Genomic DNA, 20,986 nt, shown 5'->3' with positions numbered 1-20,986 from the left:
GTGGCGTAGTCCTGAGGTAGGAGAGCGCCCCTGAGTCCCCGGGCCGCTCAGCGGGGCGGGGCGGTCGACCCGCGGGGCACCAGGCGGGCCGCCGCGTCCTCGAAACCGGGGGCGGAGCCGTCGGCCACCAGCGCCAGCAGCGTACGGGCCGCGTGGGTTCCGTATGCGGGGATGTCCCTGCTCAGCGCGGTCAGCGGGGGACGCACGACGCGGGAGAGCTGGGAGTCGTCCCAGGCGACGAGCGAGAGGTCGGCGGGGACGTCCAGCCCCATCTCCTGCGCGACCGACAGCCCGGCGACGGCCATGATGTCGTTGTCGTAGATGACGGCGGTCGGCCGCGCGGACGAGCTGATGAGTCCGCGGGTGGCGCGTGCGCTCTCGTCGCCTGAGTAGTCGGTGTGCACCACCACCGGATCGTCCAGACCGAGTTCGGCGCTGATCTCGCGCTGGGCACGGTCGCGCAGCTGGGTGTGGATCAGCTCGGGCAGCCCGGCCACCCGGGCGACGGAGCGGTGGCCGAGCGCGGACAGATACGCCAGGGTCTCCCGCAGGGCCGCCGAGTCGTCCGACCAGACGGGGGTGAGGGAGCCGGCCGCCGAGGGGTGGCCGATCACGACCGCGGGCATGCCCAGCTCGGCGACGCCCTCGATGCGGGGGTCGGGGGAGCGCACATCGGCGAGGAACACCCCGTCCACCCGGCCCTCGCCCCACCAGCGGCGGTACACCTCCAGCTCCTGCACAGGGTCGGCGACGACCTGGAGGAGCAGTGCGCGGCCACGCGCGGACAGCTCCGTCTCGATGCCGCTTATCAGCTCCATGAAGAACGGCTCCACCCCCAGCATCCGGGCGGGCCGGGACAGCGCGAGCCCCACGGTGTCGGCGCGGGCACGGGTGAGCGCGCGGGCCGCGCTGTTGGGGCGCCAGCCGATCTCCTTCGCGATGGCCTTGATGGACGCGCGGGTCGCGGGGGAGACCCCGGGGCGGTCGTTCAGGGCGTACGACACCGCGACCTTCGACACCCCGGCGCGGCGTGCGATGTCGGCGATCGTGGGGCGGAGTTTGGACATGTGGCCCAGCTTAACCGGTTCGCTCCCGGGTGTGCATCTCGGACCGGCCTGCCGCACACCCCTGACCTGGGTCTTCCCCCGCGCGGTCCAGACCACTCCAGGACTGCGGTGGAATTGCTCGAATGGGAGCGCTCCCGCACTCTTGACACCGGTCCGGCGCCCCCATACCTTCACGGCACTTACCCGGTTCAGTGACTCCGCTCAGCAGGGACGGCGGGGGAAAAGGAGGGGCTATGGGTACGCGTACCCGGCTGCGGGTCACCACCGCGCTCGCCGTGTTCACGCTCGCCGCGACCGCATGCACGGGGGGCGGTTCGGGGGCGGGCGGCACCGGCGGGGCGGTCGGCAAGGGCGGCTCGCTGCCGCGCAACGAGACGCTCTACACGACCGGCACCCAGTGGGGGCCTCCGGCCAACTACAACCCGCTGCGCAACTGGGACCACGCGACCGGCACCAAGGGACTGGTCTACGAGACCTTGTTCCACTTCGACCCGAACGAGGGGAAGCTGACGCCCTGGCTCGCCGAGTCCGGCAGCTGGACCGGCGACAAGACGTACGAGGTGAAGCTGCGCCAGGGCATCACCTGGGCCGACGGCAAGCCGCTCACCGCCAAGGACGTGGCGTACTCCTACGGGCTGGGCAAGATCGAGGCCGCCGCCTTCCACTCGCTGTGGAGCTGGCTGTCCGACGCGAAGGCGGTGGACGACTCCACGGTCCGCTTCACCTTCGAGGAGGCCCGCTACCAGGAGTGGGACTACACCCTCTACGGCCAGCCGATCGTCCCGGAGCACGTCTGGGGTTCGCGCACCGACGAGGACATTCTCAACGGCGTCAACGACAAGCCGGTCGGCACCGGGGCGTACAAGCTGAAGAGCAAGTCCCAGGACCGGGTCGTCTGGGAGCGGCGCGAGGACTGGTGGGGCACCGAGGCGCTGAGCATGACGCCTGCGCCCCGCTACATCGTCGACGTCTCCAACCCGAGCAACGAAGTGGTGATCGGTCAGCTGGGTCAGGGCCAGCTTGACCTCAGCAACAACTTCCTGCCCGGCGCGTCCTCGCTGATCAAGAGCAAGAAGGTCGTGTCGTACTACGACAAGGCCCCGTACATGCTCTCGGCCAACACCGCCTGGCTGGTGCCCAACACGACCAAGAAGCCGATGGACGACGCGGCCTTCCGCCGGGCGCTCGCCGCGTCCGTCGACACCGGGAAGATCGTCAAGGGTGTGTACGGCGACCTGGTCAAGCCGGCCTCCCCGACCGGCCTGCTGCCGCAGTGGGAGCAGTTCGACGACAAGGCCCTCATCGCGGAGAAGGGCTTCACGCACGACGCCGCCGCGGCGAAGAAGGAGCTCGCGGAGGCCGGCTACCGGGACGAGGACGGCGACGGCTTCGTCGAGAACAAGGACGGCAAGGCCCTCAGCCTGAAGCTGGCCGTGCCCTCCGGCTGGACCGACTGGATGGAGGCGGCCAAGGTCATCGCCGCCGGGGCCAAGGACGCGGGCATCAAGGTCACCACCGAGTTCCCCGACCAGAACGCCCTCAACGAGCGGCGCGGCAAGGGCGACTTCGACCTCGTGATCAACAACGAGCGCCAGCTGTCCAACACCCCGTGGACGTACTACGACTACATCTTCCAGCTGCCGGTCCAGAAGCAGCAGAACACGGTGAACTTCGGTCGCTACGAGAACGAGGAGGCCTGGAAGCTGGTGCAGGAACTCGGCGGGGTCAAGACCGACGACACGGCGGGCATGAAGGCCGCCGTGTCGAAGATCCAGGACATCCAGCTGACCGAGATGCCCATCATCCCGCTCTGGTACAACGGCCTCTGGTCGCAGTCCACCACCGGCACCTGGACGAACTGGCCCTCGGACGCCGAGGGAGCTCCCAGGACCGCGCCGGCCCTGTGGCGCAACTGGCTGGAGATGGGCGGCTTCGAGACGCTCACGCAGCTGAAGCCCGCCAAGTAAGAGGGACCGACTCCATGACCGCCCCGCCGTGCGCGCGCACCTGACCGCGCGCGTACGGCGGGGCTCTCCACCAGGGGAGCACCCTTGCGCCGCTATTTCGCCCGCAAACTTCTCATCTACGCACTGACGTTCGTCGTCGCCGTCACCGTCAACTGGATGATCCCGCGCTTCATGCCCGGTGACCCGGTCTCCGCCATGGTCGCCCGCGCCCGTGTCTCGCAGCCGGAGGCCGCCGAGGCGATGCGCACCTATTACAACAACCTGTTCGGCTTCGACGAGCCGCTGTGGCAGCAGTACCTCCACTTCTGGGGTGCGCTGCTCCAGGGCGACTTCGGTATCTCCGTCTTCGTCTTCCCCACGCCCGTCGGAGACGTCCTGCTCGACGCGCTCCCGTACACGCTCGGCCTGATGATCCCGGCCGTCCTGCTCAGCTGGTTCGTGGGCAACTGGATCGGCGCGCTCTCCGCCCGCCGCAAGGTCCTCGACAACACCGTGCTGCCGGCCGGCTATCTGCTGACCGCCATGCCGTACATGTGGATCGCCGTCATCCTCGCCTGGGCGCTGGGGGCGAAGGCCGGCTGGTTCCCCATATCGGGGGGCTACAGCCTGGACATCCAGCCCGGCTGGAACGGCGGCTTCGTCATCGACGCGCTGCACCACTGGGTGCTGCCGTTCCTGTCGCTCTTCCTCGTCGCACTGGGCGGCTGGGCCATCGGCATGCGCAACATGATCATCTACGAGCTGGAGTCCGACTACTCCTCCTACCTCTCCGCCCTCGGCGCCCCTCAGCGGCTCATCCGCCGCTACGCCTTCCGCAACGCCGTCCTGCCCCAGGTCACCGGCCTGGCGCTCCAGCTCGGTGTGCTGGTCGCGGGGGCGCTCGTCACCGAGATCGTCTTCGCCTATCCGGGGCTCGGCTCACTGATCCTGGCGGCGATCCAGAACCAGGACTTCTTCCTGCTCCAGGGCGCGTTCCTGTTCATCGTCATCGGCGTCCTGATCGCCAACTTCCTCATCGACATCGTGTACGTCGTCGTCGACCCCCGCACCCGTACGGGCATGGCAGGAGGCACGTCATGAGCACACTGCCCGACCCGGCACCCGAGGCCGCCTCGGCCGGGGCACCCGTGGCCAAGCCGGGCCGCGAGTCGCTGCACTACGCGGTGCGCAACCCCAAGCTGATCATCGGCGTGACCCTCGTCGTCATCCTGCTCGCGATCGGCGTCGTGGGCCCGATGCTGCTCGACAACGGCAACCCCAACGAGTACGTGGGCCCGCAGGCGTCCGCGCCGGACGGCACGTACTGGATGGGCACCACCACCTTCGGCCAGGACGTGTACGCCCAGTTCGTGCACGGGCTGCGCGCCACCTTCCTGGTGGGCGTCGTCGGCGGGGCCATCGCCGCCGTCATCGCCATGGTCGTCGGCTTCCTCGCCGGCTACCGGGGCGGTGTCGTCGACGAGATCCTCAACATGGTCACCAACGTCGTGCTGGTGATCCCCGCCCTCGCCGTCCTGTTGATCATCAACGCCTACATGGGGGTGCGCAGCGTCGCCGTGCAGGGCCTGTTCATCGGACTGACCTCATGGCCCTGGGCGGCCAGGGCGATCAGGGCGCAGACGTTCTCGCTGCGCACCCGGGAGTTCGTCGACCTGGCCCGGCTCAGCGGGAGCGGCACCTGGCGGATCGTGTTCCGCGAGATCGCGCCCAACATGAGCTCGTACCTCTTCATGACGTTCATCCTGCTCTTCGGCGGGTCCATCCTCATCGCCTCCTCGCTGGACTTCATCGGGCTCGGCCCGACCGAGGGCGTCTCGCTCGGCCTGATGCTGCAGAGCGCCCAGCAGTGGAGCGCGCTCCAACTCGGCATGTGGTGGTGGTTCGTTCCGCCGGGCGCCGGGATCACCGCGATCGTCGGAGCGCTCTATGTCGCCAACGTGGGCCTCGACGAGGTCTTCAACCCGAAGCTGAGGGAGTCCTGAGCTCATGACCCTGACCGTCAACGATCTGCGGGTCCACTACCGCACGCTGCGTGGCGAGGTCCGGGCCCTGGACGGCGTCGGTTTCGACCTGGCGGACGGCGAGATCCTGGGCCTGGCGGGCGAGTCCGGCTGCGGCAAGACCACCCTGGGCAAGTCCCTCATCCGGCTCGACGGCCGGATGCGGCACGTGGGCGGCACGGTGACGCTGGACGGCGACGAACTGCCGCTGGCCGACGACCGGGCGATGAACGCCTACCGCTTCCACAAGATCTCGCTCGTCCCCCAGTACTCGATGAGCGCGCTCAACCCGACCCGCCGCATCGGCCGCATGATCCGCGAGCTCCTCGCCTCGCGCGGAGTGAGCGTGGACACGGACGAACTCCACCGCCGGCTCGCCCTGGTCGGTCTGGAGCGGGACGTCCTGGACCGCTATCCGATCGAGCTGTCCGGAGGCATGAAGCAGCGCGCCGTCATGGTGATCTCCACGCTGCTCGACCCGTCCGTCCTCATCGCCGACGAGGTCACCTCGGCCCTGGACGTCTCCAACCAGCAGGCGGTGGTGGGAGCCCTCACGGGTCTCCGTGACAGGGGCCTGGTCACCAGCATGATCTTCGTGACCCATGACCTCGGGCTGACCTCGCACATCGCCGACTCGATCATGGTGATGTACGCGGGCAAGCTCGCCGAGAAGGCCCCCACGAAGGCGCTGACGACCGCGCCCCGCCACCCGTACACGAAGATGCTGATCGGTTCGCTGCCGCAGGTGGGCGCCCGGTACAAGGACAAGCCGCTCAGCGGCATCGAGGGCTCCCCGCCCTCGCTGCTGAATCCGCCCGCCGGCTGCCGTTTCCGCGCCCGCTGCCCGCTCGCCGACAGCGGGTGCGCCGAGGAACCCCCGGTCGTCGAGGTAGCTCCCCGCCACACCGTCGCATGCTGGAAGGCGGCCTGATGCTGACCCTCGACCGTGTCACCAAGACCTTCCGGGCCGGCGCCTTCGGAGGCGGCTCCACCACCGCCGTCGACCAGGTGTCCTTCTCGGCGGCACCAGGCGAACTGGTCTCCCTCATCGGCGAGAGCGGCAGCGGCAAGTCCACCATCGGCCGCATGGTGCTGGGCCTCACCCAGGTCAGCTCCGGCAGCCTCACCCTGGACGGCGAACAGGTCAGGCCCGGCAAGGACTTCTACCGCCGGGTCCAGGGCGTCTTCCAGGACCCCTTCAGCTGCTACAACCCCGTCTTCAAGGCCGACCGCGTCTTCGCCCTCGTCCGCCGCGCCTACCACCCGGGTGTCTCCGACAAGGAGTGGTCCGACCGCGTGGAGAAGGCGGTACGGGACGTGCGCCTGGACCCCGGGCAGGTGCTCGGCCGCTACCCGCACCAGCTCAGCGGCGGCCAGCTGCAGCGCCTGCTCATCGCCCGCGCGCTCCTGCTCGATCTGCGCTTCCTGGTCGCCGACGAGATCACCAGCATGCTCGACGCCTCCACCCGCATCGACGTCCTCAACCTCCTCGCCGGACTGAAGGAACGCGGCCTGGGCGTCCTCTACATCACCCACGACCTCTCGCTCGGCACCTACCTCGCCGAGAGGACGGTGGTCCTGAGGAACGGCCGCGTCGTCGAACGCGGCGACACACAGAAGGTGTTCGGCAACCCCCTCCACCCCTACACCCGCACACTCCTGGCCGCGGTGCCACGGCTGAACCAGCCCTGGACGTCCGCCGAACCCGTGGGGGCCTGCGCCTTCCACGAAGGGGGCGCGGGGGACAGCGACCTGTACGAGACCGAGCCGGGCCACTTCGTCGCCTGCGCCGGGCTCCCCGACTGCGGAAGGACGTCCGCGTGATGCCCCGCCACCTCCCCCTGCACGACGGCTGGACCCTCGTCGCCGACGGCCCCGTGCCCGTGGGGCTCCCCGCAGGAGGCGTCCCGGCGACCGTCCCCGGCTGCGTCCACACCGACCTGCTGGCCGCGGGGCTGATCGACGACCCCTACCTGGACGACAACGAGAGCCGGCTCGGCTGGATCGGCCGCACCGACTGGACGTACCGCACCGCGTTCGAGTGGTCAGCCGACGGCCACGAGTTCACCGACCTGTGCTTCGACGGCCTCGACACCGTCGCCACGGTCCTGCTCAACGGCACCGAGGTCGGCTCGACCGCCAACCAGCACCGCGGCTACCGCTTCCCCGTCCGGCCGCTGCTGCGCGAGGGCACCAACACCCTCGCCGTACGCTTCACCGCCCCGTACACCTACGCCGAGGCGATGCGCGAGAAGCTGGGCGACCGGCCCGGCGCGTATGCCGAGCCGTACGCCTTCATCCGCAAGATGGCCTGCAACTTCGGCTGGGACTGGGGGCCGACCCTCGTCACCTCCGGCATCTGGCGGCCGGTCGCGCTGGAGTCCTGGACCGGCCCGCGCATCGCCGGGGTGAAGGTCATCGGCGACCTGGACGGGGACGGGGTGCCGCGCCTGGCGGTCACCCTGGAGGTGGAGCACGACGGCCGCGCGGCGCTGTCGGGCTCGGTCGAGGTGGTCGGCGCGTCCGCCGCCTTCATCGCCTCGGACGACGAGCACCGTGTCACGGTCACCCTCCCGGTCCCCGACGCCGAGCTCTGGTGGCCGCACAGCCACGGCGAGCAGCCCCTGTACGACGTCACCGTCCGCCTGGGCGAGGAGGTCGCCTGGACCGGCAGGACCGGCTTCCGTGGAGTCACCCTGGAACGTGAGGCGTTCCGCATCTCCGTCAACGGCGAGCCCGTCTTCGTACGCGGGGTGAACTGGATCCCCGACGACTGCTTCCCCGCCCGGATCACCCGGCAGCGGGTCTCGGACCGTCTCGACCAGGCGGTCGCCGCAGGCGTCAACCTCATCCGAGTCTGGGGCGGCGGCCTCTACGAGAGCGACGACTTCTACGAGTTGTGCGACGAGAAGGGGCTGCTCGTCTGGCAGGACTTCCCGTTCGCCTGCGCGGCCTACCCGGAGGAGCAGCCGCTGTACGACGAGGTGGCCGCGGAGGTACGCGAGAACCTCGTCCGGCTCGCCCCGCACCCCTCGCTGGTGCTGTGGTGCGGGAACAACGAGAACCTGGAGGGCCACGCGGACTGGGGGTGGCAGGAGAAGCTGGAGGGCCGCACCTGGGGCCACGGTTACTACCACGAGCTGCTGCCGGCCCTCTGTGCCGAGACCGACCCCTCCCGTCCGTACTGGCCGGGGTCGCCCTACTCCGGATCCCCGGAGCTGCCCCCGAACGACCCGGCCCGGGGGACGGTCCACCTCTGGGAGGTGTGGAACCGGGTCGACTACCGGCACTACGCCGACACCGCCCACCGTTTCGTCGCCGAGTTCGGCTTCCAGGGCCCGCCCGCGTACGCCACGCTGCGCCGCGCCGTCAGCGGCCCGCTCGCCCCGGACGCCCCGCTGCTCGCCCACCACCAGAAGGCGGAGGACGGCGACGCCAAGCTGTCGCGGGGCCTGGGGGACCATCTCCCGCAGCCGTCCGGCTTCGACGACTGGCACTGGCTCACCCAGCTGAACCAGGCCCGCGCGGTCGCCTTCGGCATCCGCCACTTCCGCTCGCACAGCCCGTACTGCATGGGCTCGGTCGTGTGGCAGCTCAACGACTGCTGGCCGGTCGTTTCCTGGGCGGCCGTCGACGGGGACGGCCGCCGCAAGCCGCTCTGGTACGCCCTGCGCGCGGTGTACGCGGACCGGCTGATGGCCGTACGGGACGGGGCACTGCACCTGGTCAACGACTCCGCCCGCCCGTGGGAGGGCACGCTGCGGCTGACCCGGCGCTCACTGGAGGGCGAGGTCCTGGCCGAGGAGGTGGTCGAAGTGGACACGGCGGCCCGGGGCGTCACCCGTGTGCCCCTGCCGTCCGCGGTCGCCGACCCGGACGACAGCGCCCGCGAGGTGCTGGTGGCGGAGCTGGGCGGACAGCGGCTGGTGGAGTTCTACGAGGAGGACACCCGGCTCGCGCTGCCGCCGGCGCGGTATCACGCCACGGTCACCCAGGGTGACGAATCGGGCATCGGTTACCGGGTCACGGTGACGGCGCGGACCCTGCTGCGCGATCTCGCGCTCTTCCCCGACCGGCTGGATCCGGCGGCGGAGGTGGACGACATGCTCGTCACTCTGCTGCCCGGTGAGAGTGCCGTGTTCCATGTCACGGGCGCGGTGCTGGAGGACCCGGAGGCGCTGGGCTCGCGGCCGGTCCTCCGGTGCGTCAACGACACCGTCGACCGCTGAGGTGGCGGGCCCTGGCGAACGGTGGCGCGGCCCATGGCGTATTGGGCCGTGCGGGTGCGGCGACTTTCCGTCATTCCCGTTTGCCGGGGTTCGTACCCCCCGACCGGGCGGGGCGTGTGCTGATGCGGTGCCCGGTGTCTGACGGTCCCTCACACGGTCAATAAAATAAGACAACATCGAGTGGATGTTCCGCTGTTCGAGGGACGCCCCCGGATAGGGTCTTGTGCCAAAGCGGAGCCGCGCGCCCACGCCCGGGTGGTGGAATGCAGACACGGCGAGCTTAAACCTCGCTGCCTCCTCGGGGGCGTGCCGGTTCGAGTCCGGCTCCGGGCACCACCGCACGGTCGGTGGAGCCCGGGCGGCCGCACGGTACTTCAGCTGTCAACTTCCAGGCCCTCGCATTGCATGCTGGGCGCGACACCCTCCGTACCGTCACGGTACGTAGCCGGTCGGTTGCCCCGGTTGCCCCGGTTGCCCCGGTTGCCCCGGTTGCCCCGGTCGCCTCGTCGGCGGTCGGAGACGAGTGCGCGTACGCGCGCACCCCCCGCCGGGGCGTGGGCGGCCGGCTGGGACACTCCGGTCATGGACACCACACCCGAGCACATGAGCACTCGGACGGCGATCGGATGGACGGTCGCGCTCACAGGTCTGGGGGCGTTCACCGGATTCGCCTGGGACGGTCCGTTCCTGGCCTTCGCGTGCGCCCTGTCCGTGGGAGGCGGCGCCGCCCTGGGGGCGGTCCTGTTCCGCCGGCGCATGATCGCGAGCATTCGGGAGGGCCAGGGGAGGGCCGCCGCGCGCGGGTACGCCGACGGGATCGGCGACGCCGTGGTGCTGGGGATCTCCGCCTACGGGGCATCCGTCTTCCCGCTGGCCGGCCCCGACGCGGTGGACCCCGCCGAGCGCACGGCGCGCCGTGAGGCCGCCTACCGCCTCACGGCGGCCGAAGGGCTTCCGCACCATGTCCGGGAGGCGGCCGCCGCCGCTCTCGAAGCGATCGACGAGGAGCGTGACGGCGAGGCCCGGTCCACCATCGCGGACCTCATCAAGGCCGTGCACGGACAGCGCTGACAGCCGGCACGCGTGGCCGCAGCCCGCGCCGCCCTTTTGCGGATTCACCCGGAGGGTACGAGTGTTTCCGTACCGCACCGGAGGGATCACGGCCACCGGCTCCCATGAAGATCCTCCTCCGGTACTAGGGTGATTCTTTTGCCTACCCATTACTCTTGACGCAAGGCCGCGCGAGGTGGCCATGGAGGAGTGAAATGAGGAGCAGCAACCCGGTCTTCTCGCGACGGGGGTTCAGCCGCGACAACGGCTACGCGGGCTTCAACGCGGCGCCGCAGGCCGGGGCCCCCGCAGCGGGTGCCAACCCGTACGCGCAGGGCACCGCCGCGAACCCGTACGCCACGAACCCCTACGCCCAGCAGGACACCCAGTACGGCGCCCCGCAGGCGCCCGCGCGCTCCGGCGCGATGACGATCGACGACGTCGTCACGCGTACGGCCATGACGCTGGGCACCGTGGTGCTCACCGCCGCGCTCTCCTGGGCCCTGCTGCCGGTCGACGAGGCCAATCTCGGCAAGTCCTACGGCATCGCCATCGGCGCGGCCCTGATCGCGTTCGTCTTCGCGATCATCCAGTCCTTCAAGCGCAAGCCCGCGCCGGCGCTGATCCTTGCCTACGCGGCCTTCGAGGGTGTCTTCCTCGGAGTGATCTCCAGCACGGTCAGCACCTACATCAGCCCCGGCACGGTGATGCAGGCGGTGATGGGCACCATGTGTGTCTTCGCCGGTGTCCTCATCGCGTACAAGATGCGCTGGATCCGCGTCACCCGCCGCTTCTACGGCTTCGTGATGGCCGCGGCCGTGGGCTTCGTGCTCCTGATGATGGTCAACCTGCTGTTCAGCGTGTTCGGCGGCGGTGACGGCCTCGGCTTCCGCAGCGGTGGTCTGGGCATCCTCTTCGGAGTCATCGGCGTCATCCTCGGCGCGTGCTTCCTGGCCCTGGACTTCAAGCAGGTCGAGGACGGCATCAACTACGGCGCACCGCGCGAGGAGTCCTGGCTGGCGGCCTTCGGCCTCACCCTGACCCTGGTGTGGATCTACCTGGAGATGCTGCGTCTGCTCTCCATCCTCAACGGGAACGACTGACCCGTAGGCACGACGACGACGGGACGGCCCGCAGGCTCATCGCCTGCGGGCCGTCCCGTTTCGTCGTCGCGGGGTTCCCGGCACCGTGCCCGGGCACCGGCGCGTTGGCAACCGTCCCGCGGGGGCGCGTAGGGTCACGGCGTGCTTGATACGACGCCTCTGATCACCGCCGTGGACCGTTTCGCCGACCGGCTGCGGAGTACCCCGCAGAGCCGGCTGCAGCGCGGTACGGCCGCCGAGGCCCTGGCGACGGCGAGGGAGCTGTCCGCCCGGGCCCAGCGGGCCGAGGCCCCGGACCGGGAGCCGAGGACCATGCCCGACGCCGGGATATTCGCGGTCGGCGACCAGCTCGCCGTCGCCGGGCGGGACCTGGCCGTGGCACTGGAAACGGCCTCGTCCCAGGAGCTGGACGAGGCCGTGCGGTGTGTCGAGGAGGCGGCGGAGCGGGCGTTCAGGCCCTAGAACGAGGCGATGACGCGGTCGGCGAGGATGTAGACGTTCTCCTCGCCGCACGAGAAGGTCAGCGCGTAGGCGCCGGAGACTCCCGAACCGCCCAGCAGCACCGGCTGCTCACCGGAGCGCAGCGAGTCGGCGAGCCGCTCGGCGGTCTCCCGGTGGCCCGGGGTCATGCAGAGCGTGGTGCCGTCGGCGAAGACGTACACGTCGAGCGTCCCGAGGGGACCCGGCCGCACGTCGGTGAGCTCCGTACCGGTGTCCGCGAGCCGTTCCAGCCGGTTCACGGTACGCTCATGGTCGGTGACGACGGGTGTCTGTACGGGGACGAAGTCCGGGTGTGACGGGTGGCGGCGACGGGCCGCGGCCAGTTCGGGGGAGTCCTCGGCGTACTCCGCGTATTCGATGACCTCGGGCATGTCGGTGAGCTCCGCCAGCTCGGCGAGCTCGTCCAGGGCGTCACCCGCTTCCAGGTCCATCGCCTCCAGGCCCGCGAAGTCGGTCTGGCGGGGCATGAAGAACGGGACGTCCTCACCGAGCCCGCCCAGCAGGGACGGGGCATCGGCGGCGTCGCGTGCTTCCTGGGCCGCCCAGAAGGCACGGGCCTCGGCGAGCTCCCGCTCCCGCTCCTCGGCGAGCGCGTCGGCGACCGCCGCGCGTATCTCCTCGGCGGATGTGCCGGCGCTCCGGTTCAGCTGCTCGGGCACGGACGCGTGCGGGCCGCGTCCCTCCGCCAGCTCCGTGCGCAGGGCCGTGACCTGCTTGCGCAGCCCGTGAGCAGCGTGCAGAGCGGCGGCGCCGACGGCCGTGGCAGCGGCGGTGGTCAGCAACAGGGCAAACGGCATGGCGCTCACTGACATACTCCCGGTTTCAATCGACACCCCCGACTTCCTACATCAGCTTGTCCTGTACCGATGCCTGCTGTCAGTGCATTACGTCACGAATTGGACAGGTCTTTGGGCCTGGTGTTTAGCTCTGTGGCTGGTGTGACCTGCAGAAACGACTCTCCCCCGGGACACAGATCACATCCTGGGGGAGATTCGGTCACGATAGGAGCTCGGCTCGATTCAACGGGGCCCCTCAGCGGCGGCTCAGCTCAGTCGCTCGCATTGCTGGTCGCGTTCGCTTCGCCTCCGCTGCGGGCAGGTGCCGCCTTCGTTCCTCAGGCCACCCCTACCCTCAGCGGCGGCTCAGCTCAGCCGCTCGATGACCATGGCCATGCCCTGGCCGCCACCCACGCACATCGTCTCCAGGCCGAACTGCTTGTCGTGGAACTGCAGGCTGTTGATCAGCGTGCCGGTGATGCGGGCGCCGGTCATGCCGAAGGGGTGGCCGACGGCGATCGCGCCGCCGTTGACGTTGACCTTGTCCAGCGGCAGGCCGAGGTCACGGTAGGAGGGGATGACCTGGGCGGCGAACGCCTCGTTGATCTCGGCCAGGTCGATGTCGTCGATGGTCAGCCCCGCGCGCTTGAGCGCCTGCTTGCTGGCCTCGACGGGGCCGTAGCCCATGATCTCGGGGGACAGGCCGGAGACGCCCGTCGAGACGATGCGGGCCAGCGGGGTCAGGCCCAGCTCGCGCGCCTTGGTGTCGGACATGATCACCAGTGCGGCGGCGCCGTCGTTGAGCGGGCAGCAGTTGGCGGCGGTGACGAGCCCGTCGGGGCGGAACACCGGCTTCAGGCCCTGCACGCCCTCCAGGGTGACGCCGGCGCGGGGGCCGTCGTCCTTCGAGACGACCGTGCCGTCCGGCGTCGTCACGGGGGTGATCTCGCGCTCCCAGAAGCCGTTCTTGATGGCTTCCTCGGCGAGGTTCTGCGACCGCACGCCGAACTCGTCCATGTCCTGGCGGGTGACGCCCTTGATCCGGGCCAGGTTCTCGGCGGTCTGCCCCATCGCGATGTACGCGTCCGGGACGAGGCCCTCCTCGCGCGGGTCGGTCCAGCTCGTGCCCTCCTGCTCGGCGCGGGCGGCGGTGCGTGCCTCGGCGTCGGCGAAGAACGGGTTGTGCGTGTCCGGCAGGCTGTCGGAGTTGCCCTTGGCGAAGCGGGACACCATCTCGACGCCGGCGGAGATGAAGACGTCGCCCTCGCCTGCCTTGATGGCGTGCAGTGCCATGCGGCTGGTCTGGAGCGAGGACGAGCAGTAGCGGGTGACCGTGCAGCCGGGGAGGTGGTCCATCCCCATCTGTACGGCGATGATGCGGCCCAGGTTGTTGCCCTGCTCGCCGCCGGGAAGGCCGCAGCCGAGCATCAGGTCGTCGATGTCCTTCGGGTCCAGCTCGGGGACCTTGGCCAGCGCCGTCCGGATGACGGTCGCGGTCAGGTCGTCCGCGCGCAGATCCTTGAGGGACCCCTTGAAGGCCCGGCCGATGGGCGAGCGGGCAGCAGAGACGATCACGGCTTCGGGCATCACGCGGCTCCATGAGGGCTGGAAGGCAGGAAGGCTGGACTGCCTTGGAAGTTACCCGGACGTATAGCTGAGGTCACCCAACAGGCGATGTGATGCGGACCTCTTTTCTAAGCAACCGCTCAGTTTCCCGGAATGTTCCCGGGCCGGCGCCATGTCGCACCCGACCCGCGCTCCGGCATCGGCCCACCGTCCGCGTCCGTCCCCGCGCCGTCGTGCGGCACCGGGTCCGTGTGGGCGGGCAGGCGCCGGCGCCTGCGGTGCTTGAGCAGGGCCCAGGGCGCGCGCGCCGCCGTCACCTCGGTGCCGGCCTCCCGTGCGGCGCGGGAGGCCGCCTTGGCGACCGGCAGCATCCCCTCACGGCGCGAACCGTCCAGGTGGTCGGACTCCGGCCACAGCCCGAGAGCCGCGCACAGGGTCGGCAGCATCGCCATCGAAGCGGTCGCGTACCCCTCGGCCGAGGGGTGGTAGTTGTCGGGACCGAAGAGCTCCCGGGGGTTCGCCTCGAACTCCGGACCGAGCAGGTCGCCCAGCGAGACGGTCCGCCCGCCCTGTTCCACCGCGCCGATCGTCTGGGCCGCCGCCAGCTGCCGGCTCACCCGCCGGGCCAGCCACCGCAACGGCTGGTAGACCGGCTCGATCGTGCCCAGGTCCGGGCAGGTGCCCACGACGACCTCCGCACCGGCCGTGCGCAGCCGCCGTACGGCCGTGCTCAGACAGCGCACCGACTGTGTCGCCGGCATCCGGTGGGTCACGTCGTTCGCGCCGATCATGATCGCGCAGACGTCCGGCACCCCCGACGGATCGGCCAGCACCAGGGACACCTGCCGCTCCAGATCGTCCGACCGGGCCCCCGGCAGGGCCACGTTCCGGAGATCCACCGGTCGTTCGGCCACCGCCGCCAGCCCGGACGCCAGCAGCGCCCCCGGGGTCTGGCCGGCTCTCCGTACACCCTGGCCGGCCGCCGTCGAGTCACCCAGCAGGACGAAGCGCAACGGATCGGAGGGGCCGGCGAACGCCACCCCGTACCGCCCGTCCGCACTCGGCGGGACCGGCGCCTTGCCCCCGCCCACCTGCCGTTTCGCCAGCTGGACCTCGGCCAGCACCAGCCCCACCGTCGCCGCGCCGAGCAGCCCTACACTGCCGCCCCCATAGGCCGCACCCGCTGCGATCCGCCGCGCCACCCTCGCTCTCGACACAGTCCGGTCCACCTCCTCCGTGCCGTACAGCCGTACACAGCACTACCTGCCCCGTGGAGGGCGTAGCTCAATCGCTCGGCCCGATCTCCTGCCCGTACGCATACTCTTGCCTGACCATTACGGAGATCCCGGAGTACACGGTGCAATTCCACGATTCGATGATCAGTCTTGTCGGCAACACCCCGCTGGTCAGGCTGCGCAATGTGTCGGCAGGCATTCAGGCGACGGTCCTGGCCAAGGTCGAGTACTTCAATCCCGGCGGATCGGTGAAGGACCGCATCGCGCTGCGCATGATCGAGGCCGCCGAGCAGAGCGGTGAGCTGAAGCCCGGTGGCACGATCGTGGAGCCGACCAGCGGCAACACGGGCGTGGGCCTGGCCATCGTCGCCCAGCAGAAGGGCTACAAGTGCGTCTTCGTCTGCCCGGACAAGGTGTCCACGGACAAGATCAACGTGCTGCGGGCCTACGGGGCGGAGGTCGTCGTCTGCCCGACGGCCGTCGACCCCGACCACCCGGACTCGTACTACAACGTCTCCGACCGCCTGGTCAGGGAGACTCCGGGGGCCTGGAAGCCCGATCAGTACTCCAACCCCAACAACCCGCGCTCGCACTACGAGACCACGGGTCCGGAGCTCTGGGAGCAGACGGAGGGACGGATCACCCACTTCGTCGCGGGCGTCGGCACCGGCGGCACGATCACCGGTACCGGCCGCTATCTCAAGGAGATCAGCGAGAACGGCGTGCGGGTCGTCGGCGCCGACCCGGAGGGCTCCGTCTACTCCGGCGGCTCGGGGCGCCCCTACCTCGTGGAGGGCGTCGGTGAGGACTTCTGGCCGAGCGCCTACGACCGTACGGTCACGGACGAGATCGTCGCGGTCTCGGACAAGGACTCCTTCCAGATGACCCGCCGGCTCGCCAAGGAGGAGGGCCTGCTCGTGGGCGGCTCCTGCGGCATGGCGGTCGTCGCGGCCCTGGAGGTCGCGAGGCGTCTCGGCCCGGAGGACGTGGTCGTCGTCCTGCTGCCGGACAGCGGCCGTGGCTACATGAGCAAGATCTTCAACGACGAGTGGATGGCCGACTACGGCTTCCTGGAGGACGCCGGCCCCTCCGCCCGGGTCGGGGCGGTGCTCGACTTCAAGGAGGGGCCGCTCCCCTCTCTCGTCCACATGCACCCCGAGGAGACGGTCGGGGAGGCCATCGACGTCCTCCGGGAGTACGGCGTCTCCCAGATGCCGATCGTGAAGCCGGGCGCGGGACACCCGGACGTGATGGCCGCCGAGGTCATCGGCTCCGTCGTGGAGCGCGAGCTCCTGGACGCGCTGTTCACCCAGCGGGCCACGCTGTCCGACTCCCTGGAGAAGCACATGTCGGCCCCGCTGCCCCAGGTCGGCTCGGGCGAGCCGGTCGAGGACCTCATGGCCGTGCTCAGCGGTGCGGAGGGTGCCGACGCGGCGATCGTCCTCGTCGAGGGCAAGCCGACCGGCGTCGTGAGCAGGCAGGACCTGCTGGCGTTCCTGGCGAAGGACGCGGCGCCCAAGGCGTGAGGGTCTGCCGTCAAGGCCGTGCCGGGCCCGGGTTTCTCGGGTTCGCGAAAACGGTACGAGCGCGACACGTCGACGCAGCACCGGCTTAACACGGCTCCGGCACAGTAATGGGTGTCGGCGGGGAAACCCGCCGGCACCACATACGGCGACACGGACTACGGAGCGGCTCCCGGACCTCCACCGTCGCCAGGACGCGGCCCCCGGCCCTGACCCGGGACCGTGTCCCTCGTGGGGACCGCCGTCGTCCCGCCCCCCGGGCGACCGGGGGTGCGGCGGTCCCCACGACTATCTTTTCCCCGTCTCATCCCTCAGCCGTCCCAGTCGGACGAGGTACGCCGCTGCCCCCGGCCCCACGGCCACGCACGGGCGGAGTGCACGGCGTTCACGCCGAAGATGCCCAGCCAGGCCACGACGAGCCCCTCGATCCCGGCGTTGGCGACGCCGATCGCGGACAGGGGGACGGCCAGGACCAGGGAGACGGCCCCGAAGCCGAAGCGCTCCCCGAAGGTGCCGACGGCCGGCGTGGCGGGGCGGGCGGCGCCCCGGGCGGCGGCCATCTGCTGCTCGGCGAGGTGGCGCCTGGCCCGCAGGTCGTTCGTGCCGGCGAGCCGCTGCTCGACCTTCTCCAGGAACGAGTCGATGAGTGCGGACTCGTACTCCGGCCCCAGCTCGCCGCGGGCCTGCAGGGTGGCGTCGAGCTCTCGCCTGAGCTCAGGGTCACGGGCTTCCATGCGTTCACGGTACGAAGCGGAGGCGCCGGGGTCAGTGGGGTTAGCCCCCCTGTTTGTCCCCCTGTTTCGGCGGCCCGTCACACAGGGCGGGCCGGGGCCCGTCGGCGTAGCGTTGGTGCCGCAGGACGGGAGACGGGAGGCGCGCCCATGGCCACCACGACATCCTCCGCCCGGGCCATCCCCCGGACATCCGGGACGCGGGCCCGCCTGGTCAACGAGGCCGAGCTCCGCGCGACGCTCTCCACGTTCCGTGAGCTCTCCGACGAGGACTGGCGGCGCCCGACCGTCTGTACCGGCTGGAACGTCCGGGACATGCTGGCGCACACCGTCGGCCAGTACGAGGAGGTACCGCGCCCCTGGGTCGCGGCCCGCCGGATCCGGCGGGCCGCGCGGACCCATCCGCTCCTCGGCCGGCTCGACGGGCACAACGAGGCCCAGATCGAGGACAGGAAGGCCGTTCCGGGCCGCGAGCTCATCGGCGCCCTCGCCCACTTCGCACCCCAGGCCCTCATCGCCCTGCGCCGCATGCCCGCACCGCTGCGCCGCAGGGTCAGGCTGAGCCTGCTCTACCCGGAGGCGAAGGCGCTGCCCGACGACTCGGTGGACTATCTCGGCAACGTCCTCGTGGCCCGTGACACCTGGATGCACCGGGTGGACCTCTGCGACGCCCTCGGGGCCGAGCCGGTCCTCGACGGGCACGACCGGGAGATCGTGGACCAGGTGGTGCTCGACCTGGCCCTCGCCTGGACGGGCCCGGCGGTGGAGATCGACCTCGCCGGGCCCGCGGGAGGGCGCCGTCTGCTGGGTATCGGCAGCCCGGCGGCGACGCTCCGCGCCGGGGCGGTCGACTTCGCCCGGTATGTCTCGGGGCGCCCGGTGCGCGGCCCTCTGGAGCTGGAGGGTGATCCCGGTGCGCGGGCCGCGCTGACCGCGGCCCGCGTCGTGTTCTGACCCCGTGCGGTGCGCGCGGCCCGGATGCTCAGCGGGAGGTCACCTCGGCGAGGAAGGCCTCGGGCGTGACCGCGTACCCCATGGAGTTGATGACCGGGACCGGCGCGTCGTCGATCAGCACCGTCGGGGTGGACCGGACGCCGCTCGTCCCGAAGGCGGCCGACACCTGCGCCGCCCAGGGCAGATAGGTGCGCTCACCCACCTTCTGCCGGAAGGCGTCGGTGTGCAGCGCCTCGACCCCGTCGGCCAGCCGCAGCAGGGTGTCCCGGTCGGCGAAGGCGTCCACCTCCTCGCTGGGCTGATCGGCGTACAGCGCCCGCAGGTAGAGCATGAACGGCTTCTGTCCCTCGTCCGCGGCGGCTCCCAGCGCGGCCAGCGCCTCCATGGAGCCGCTGCCGCCCGCGGAGTCGTCGATGAACGTGGCGAAATGGTGGTCCACCGCGAACCGGCCCTCGTCCGCGGCCCGCTCCATCACGGCTCCGAGGTCGAGCTCCATGCGCTTGCAGTAGGGGCAGCGCAGGTCGGCGTAGACGCTCAGTACGTGCTCGGCCTCGGCATCGCCGTAGCGGACGATGACGCCGCCCGGCCCTCTCGTATTGGCTGGGATCATGATCCCAGGGTCGGCAGGGGACGGCGGTCCCGCAATGCGAGCGGCCGGGCCAGGGGCTGTATATGGACATTCAGATCGCTTGCTGGCTGAATGGATTCCTCGGTGCCGGACCGGCGCGCCGGAACTCTGGAGGGGACAGCATGAGCGGGAGCAGCCCGGCTGCACGGTTGCAGCGGCTCTTCGAGGGGCAGCGGCTCACGCCCACCCAGCGGCGGATCGCGCACTCCATGGTGCGACGGGCGGCCGACGCCCCGTTCCTGTCGAGCGTGGAGCTCGCCGAACTGGCCGGGGTCAGCCAGCCGTCCGTCACCCGCTTCGCCGTCGCGCTCGGCTTCGACGGGTACCCCGCGCTGCGCAGGCACCTGAGGGAGGTCACCCCGGAGGGGGCGGCCGGTGGGGGCGAGGTGGAGGAGAGCTTCAACGAGTACCAGCAGGCGGTGCGCGCGGAGATCGAGAACCTGCGGCAGCTGTCCGAACTGCTCGCCGATCCGGCCCCCGTGGAGCGGGCGGGGCGGCTGCTCGCCGGCTCCAGGCCGCTGCTCGTGCTCGGACTGCGGGCCGCGTCCTCGCAGGCCAGGGGGTTCGGGTACTTCGCCGCCAAGGTGCACCCTGATGTGCGGGTGCTCGACGAGGGCGGCAGCATGCTGCACGACCGCGTCGACGCCGCGGCGCGTGCGGGTGCGAGCGCGCTGATGTGCTTCGCGCTGCCCCGGCACCCCCGCGAGGTCGTGGACGCGCTGGCGTACGCCCGGGAGCGGGGGCTGACCGTCGTGACCGTGGCCGACTCGGCGTTCGCACCGGTCGCCGCCCACAGCGATCTGCTGATCCCGGCGGCCGTGGGGACCGGGCTGGCATTCGACACCGCGTGCGCCCCGATGCTGCTGGGGCGGGTCCTGCTGGAGGCCATGTGCGACGGCCTGCCCGAGGCGCAGGCCCGGCTGGAGGAGTTCGACGCGCGGGCCGCCGCGCGGGGGCTGTTCGTCGAGTAGCCGGAGCCCGGGCGGGCACCTCCGCCGTTTCTCAGACGTCGCTCATCTGTGCCTACTAATCTCCGCGCCGGAAGGTCCACAGGGGACGGCGGGAGAGGGGTACGGACGTGGGGCGCGGAGCGCAGTCGTTGGCGAGGGTAGCCGTGATCGTGAGAGCCGGCGCCGCGCCGCTGTGGTGGCCGGGGCTGCTGGCGGCGGCCGTCGGGGCGTTCGTCCCGGGGCTCACCGGCCGGCGGATCGGGCTGCTGGCGGGGGCCGCGCTGTTCCTGGTGACCATGGCCGCCGTGGCGTTCACGCGCACCGGGCGGTACGCGGAGCTGGTGAAGGGCGCCACACGGGCCGGGCGGGGCGACTTCCTCCAGGACCGGGACGTGACCGTACGGAACCGGCGGCGTGGCTGCCGCTGGTGGGCGGCCGGTGCGTTCCTGGTGGCGGTCGCGAGCGCGTACGTGCTGCCCGGTGCGGGCGGGCTCGTGATGGCCGGGGCCGGCGCCGGCCTCTGGCTGAAGGCCGTACGGATCGGGCAGCGGGAGCGGCGGGACGACGTCCTGTACTGGGTGCGCACCGACTGGGTGGAGGGCGGACGGCCCACGGGCAGGCGCGTGAAGGCCTACCGGACGACCGGGCCCGTGGCGGGGGACGCCGCACCCGGTGGGGCGCGGCGTCGCCGCCGGTGAGAGAGCCG

Annotated in this window: 19 protein-coding genes and 1 tRNA gene; 14 read left to right on the top strand and 6 right to left on the bottom strand. The window is 71.0% G+C overall.

Annotated elements, in window-relative coordinates; genetic code table 11:
• Positions 1 to 47 precede the first annotated feature (47 nt).
• A complete protein-coding gene (locus tag AB0P41_RS21780) occupies positions 48 to 1,067 on the bottom strand; it encodes a LacI family DNA-binding transcriptional regulator (protein WP_365933594.1) in 1,020 nt (339 codons plus the stop codon).
• 233 nt (positions 1,068 to 1,300) lie between these two features.
• On the opposite strand from AB0P41_RS21780, the gene AB0P41_RS21775 reads away from it, so the two are divergent.
• From AB0P41_RS21775 to AB0P41_RS21730, 10 genes are all read left to right on the top strand, one after another.
• Complete coding sequence (locus AB0P41_RS21775) at positions 1,301 to 3,034, top strand: ABC transporter substrate-binding protein (protein WP_365933592.1); 1,734 nt, start codon at positions 1,301 to 1,303, stop codon at positions 3,032 to 3,034.
• An 84-nt stretch (positions 3,035 to 3,118) separates the two neighbouring features.
• A complete protein-coding gene (locus AB0P41_RS21770) occupies positions 3,119 to 4,114 on the top strand; it encodes an ABC transporter permease (RefSeq protein ID WP_365933590.1) in 996 nt (331 codons plus the stop codon).
• Entirely contained in the window at positions 4,111 to 5,016 is a 906-nt protein-coding gene (locus tag AB0P41_RS21765; RefSeq protein WP_365933588.1) for an ABC transporter permease, read from the top strand. Before AB0P41_RS21770 ends, AB0P41_RS21765 begins: the two co-directional genes overlap by 4 nt.
• A gap of 4 nt (positions 5,017 to 5,020) precedes the next feature.
• On the top strand, positions 5,021 to 5,965 hold the full coding sequence (locus AB0P41_RS21760) for an ABC transporter ATP-binding protein (protein WP_365933586.1): 945 nt from the start codon (positions 5,021 to 5,023) through the stop codon (positions 5,963 to 5,965).
• Positions 5,965 to 6,858 (top strand): ATP-binding cassette domain-containing protein, encoded by an 894-nt coding sequence (locus AB0P41_RS21755; RefSeq protein ID WP_356709587.1) that lies wholly within the window; start codon positions 5,965 to 5,967, stop codon positions 6,856 to 6,858. The genes AB0P41_RS21760 and AB0P41_RS21755 overlap by 1 nt, the downstream gene beginning before the upstream one ends.
• Complete coding sequence (locus AB0P41_RS21750; protein ID WP_365933584.1) at positions 6,855 to 9,263, top strand: glycoside hydrolase family 2 protein; 2,409 nt, start codon at positions 6,855 to 6,857, stop codon at positions 9,261 to 9,263. The genes AB0P41_RS21755 and AB0P41_RS21750 overlap by 4 nt, the downstream gene beginning before the upstream one ends.
• Positions 9,264 to 9,512: 249 nt before the next feature.
• Positions 9,513 to 9,599, top strand: a tRNA-Leu gene (locus tag AB0P41_RS21745).
• A gap of 246 nt (positions 9,600 to 9,845) precedes the next feature.
• Entirely contained in the window at positions 9,846 to 10,334 is a 489-nt protein-coding gene (locus AB0P41_RS21740; RefSeq protein ID WP_356709583.1) for a hypothetical protein, read from the top strand.
• 194 nt (positions 10,335 to 10,528) lie between these two features.
• Complete coding sequence (locus AB0P41_RS21735) at positions 10,529 to 11,416, top strand: Bax inhibitor-1/YccA family protein (RefSeq protein WP_104786490.1); 888 nt, start codon at positions 10,529 to 10,531, stop codon at positions 11,414 to 11,416.
• 141 nt (positions 11,417 to 11,557) lie between these two features.
• Positions 11,558 to 11,878 (top strand): hypothetical protein, encoded by a 321-nt coding sequence (locus AB0P41_RS21730; RefSeq protein WP_356709580.1) that lies wholly within the window; start codon positions 11,558 to 11,560, stop codon positions 11,876 to 11,878.
• Here the strand turns inward: AB0P41_RS21730 and AB0P41_RS21725 are convergent.
• The 3 genes from AB0P41_RS21725 to AB0P41_RS21715 all read right to left on the bottom strand — a co-directional run bounded on the left by AB0P41_RS21725 (position 11,875) and on the right by AB0P41_RS21715 (position 15,461).
• A complete protein-coding gene (locus AB0P41_RS21725) occupies positions 11,875 to 12,714 on the bottom strand; it encodes a hypothetical protein (protein ID WP_365933581.1) in 840 nt (279 codons plus the stop codon). The two genes, AB0P41_RS21730 and AB0P41_RS21725, sit on opposite strands and share 4 nt — an antisense overlap.
• A gap of 345 nt (positions 12,715 to 13,059) precedes the next feature.
• Complete coding sequence (locus AB0P41_RS21720; protein WP_356709576.1) at positions 13,060 to 14,280, bottom strand: acetyl-CoA C-acetyltransferase; 1,221 nt, start codon at positions 14,278 to 14,280, stop codon at positions 13,060 to 13,062.
• 119 nt (positions 14,281 to 14,399) lie between these two features.
• Positions 14,400 to 15,461 (bottom strand): SGNH/GDSL hydrolase family protein, encoded by a 1,062-nt coding sequence (locus tag AB0P41_RS21715; protein WP_356710072.1) that lies wholly within the window; start codon positions 15,459 to 15,461, stop codon positions 14,400 to 14,402.
• Positions 15,462 to 15,616: 155 nt separating this feature from the next.
• On the opposite strand from AB0P41_RS21715, the gene AB0P41_RS21710 reads away from it, so the two are divergent.
• Positions 15,617 to 17,020 carry a cystathionine beta-synthase gene (locus tag AB0P41_RS21710; RefSeq protein ID WP_356709574.1) on the top strand — a complete coding sequence of 468 codons (1,404 nt, stop codon included), beginning with the start codon at positions 15,617 to 15,619 and terminating at the stop codon, positions 17,018 to 17,020.
• 308 nt (positions 17,021 to 17,328) lie between these two features.
• On the opposite strand, the gene AB0P41_RS21705 is transcribed toward AB0P41_RS21710, so the two are convergent.
• Entirely contained in the window at positions 17,329 to 17,751 is a 423-nt protein-coding gene (locus AB0P41_RS21705; RefSeq protein ID WP_365933579.1) for a hypothetical protein, read from the bottom strand.
• 147 nt (positions 17,752 to 17,898) lie between these two features.
• Between AB0P41_RS21705 and AB0P41_RS21700 the strand changes: the two genes are divergently transcribed.
• The gene (locus tag AB0P41_RS21700) at positions 17,899 to 18,702 is read left to right on the top strand and encodes a maleylpyruvate isomerase family mycothiol-dependent enzyme (RefSeq protein WP_365933577.1); all 804 of its coding nucleotides are present in this window, start codon (positions 17,899 to 17,901) and stop codon (positions 18,700 to 18,702) included.
• A 28-nt stretch (positions 18,703 to 18,730) separates the two neighbouring features.
• On the opposite strand, the gene AB0P41_RS21695 is transcribed toward AB0P41_RS21700, so the two are convergent.
• Positions 18,731 to 19,312 carry a thioredoxin domain-containing protein gene (locus AB0P41_RS21695; protein WP_356709568.1) on the bottom strand — a complete coding sequence of 194 codons (582 nt, stop codon included), beginning with the start codon at positions 19,310 to 19,312 and terminating at the stop codon, positions 18,731 to 18,733.
• Positions 19,313 to 19,452: 140 nt separating this feature from the next.
• On the opposite strand from AB0P41_RS21695, the gene AB0P41_RS21690 reads away from it, so the two are divergent.
• Complete coding sequence (locus AB0P41_RS21690) at positions 19,453 to 20,301, top strand: MurR/RpiR family transcriptional regulator (RefSeq protein ID WP_356709566.1); 849 nt, start codon at positions 19,453 to 19,455, stop codon at positions 20,299 to 20,301.
• A gap of 107 nt (positions 20,302 to 20,408) precedes the next feature.
• The gene (locus AB0P41_RS21685) at positions 20,409 to 20,978 is read left to right on the top strand and encodes a hypothetical protein (RefSeq protein ID WP_356709564.1); all 570 of its coding nucleotides are present in this window, start codon (positions 20,409 to 20,411) and stop codon (positions 20,976 to 20,978) included.
• The last annotated feature ends 8 nt before the right edge of the window (positions 20,979 to 20,986 follow it).

Origin of the sequence: Streptomyces sp. NPDC079167 (assembly GCF_040686735.1) — a bacterium.
Classification (GTDB): Bacteria; Actinomycetota; Actinomycetes; order Streptomycetales; family Streptomycetaceae; genus Streptomyces.
Note: the sequence above shows the minus strand (reverse complement) of the source record. Positions and strands in the feature narration are given on the sequence as shown.

Excerpts from the sequence above, each read along its gene's own strand:
- AB0P41_RS21780 (WP_365933594.1), bottom strand. The coding sequence starts at position 1,067 with ATGTCCAAACTCCGCCCCACGATCGCCGACATCGCACGCCGCGCCGGG.
- AB0P41_RS21775 (WP_365933592.1), top strand. The coding sequence starts at position 1,301 with ATGGGTACGCGTACCCGGCTGCGGGTCACCACCGCGCTCGCCGTGTTC.
- AB0P41_RS21765 (WP_365933588.1), top strand. The coding sequence starts at position 4,111 with ATGAGCACACTGCCCGACCCGGCACCCGAGGCCGCCTCGGCCGGGGCA.
- AB0P41_RS21760 (WP_365933586.1), top strand. The coding sequence starts at position 5,021 with ATGACCCTGACCGTCAACGATCTGCGGGTCCACTACCGCACGCTGCGT.
- AB0P41_RS21755 (WP_356709587.1), top strand. The coding sequence starts at position 5,965 with ATGCTGACCCTCGACCGTGTCACCAAGACCTTCCGGGCCGGCGCCTTC.
- AB0P41_RS21740 (WP_356709583.1), top strand. The coding sequence starts at position 9,846 with ATGGACACCACACCCGAGCACATGAGCACTCGGACGGCGATCGGATGG.
- AB0P41_RS21735 (WP_104786490.1), top strand. The coding sequence starts at position 10,529 with ATGAGGAGCAGCAACCCGGTCTTCTCGCGACGGGGGTTCAGCCGCGAC.
- AB0P41_RS21725 (WP_365933581.1), bottom strand. The coding sequence starts at position 12,714 with ATGCCGTTTGCCCTGTTGCTGACCACCGCCGCTGCCACGGCCGTCGGC.
- AB0P41_RS21720 (WP_356709576.1), bottom strand. The coding sequence starts at position 14,280 with ATGCCCGAAGCCGTGATCGTCTCTGCTGCCCGCTCGCCCATCGGCCGG.
- AB0P41_RS21705 (WP_365933579.1), bottom strand. The coding sequence starts at position 17,751 with ATGGAAGCCCGTGACCCTGAGCTCAGGCGAGAGCTCGACGCCACCCTG.
- AB0P41_RS21700 (WP_365933577.1), top strand. The coding sequence starts at position 17,899 with ATGGCCACCACGACATCCTCCGCCCGGGCCATCCCCCGGACATCCGGG.
- AB0P41_RS21695 (WP_356709568.1), bottom strand. The coding sequence starts at position 19,312 with ATGATCCCAGCCAATACGAGAGGGCCGGGCGGCGTCATCGTCCGCTAC.
- AB0P41_RS21690 (WP_356709566.1), top strand. The coding sequence starts at position 19,453 with ATGAGCGGGAGCAGCCCGGCTGCACGGTTGCAGCGGCTCTTCGAGGGG.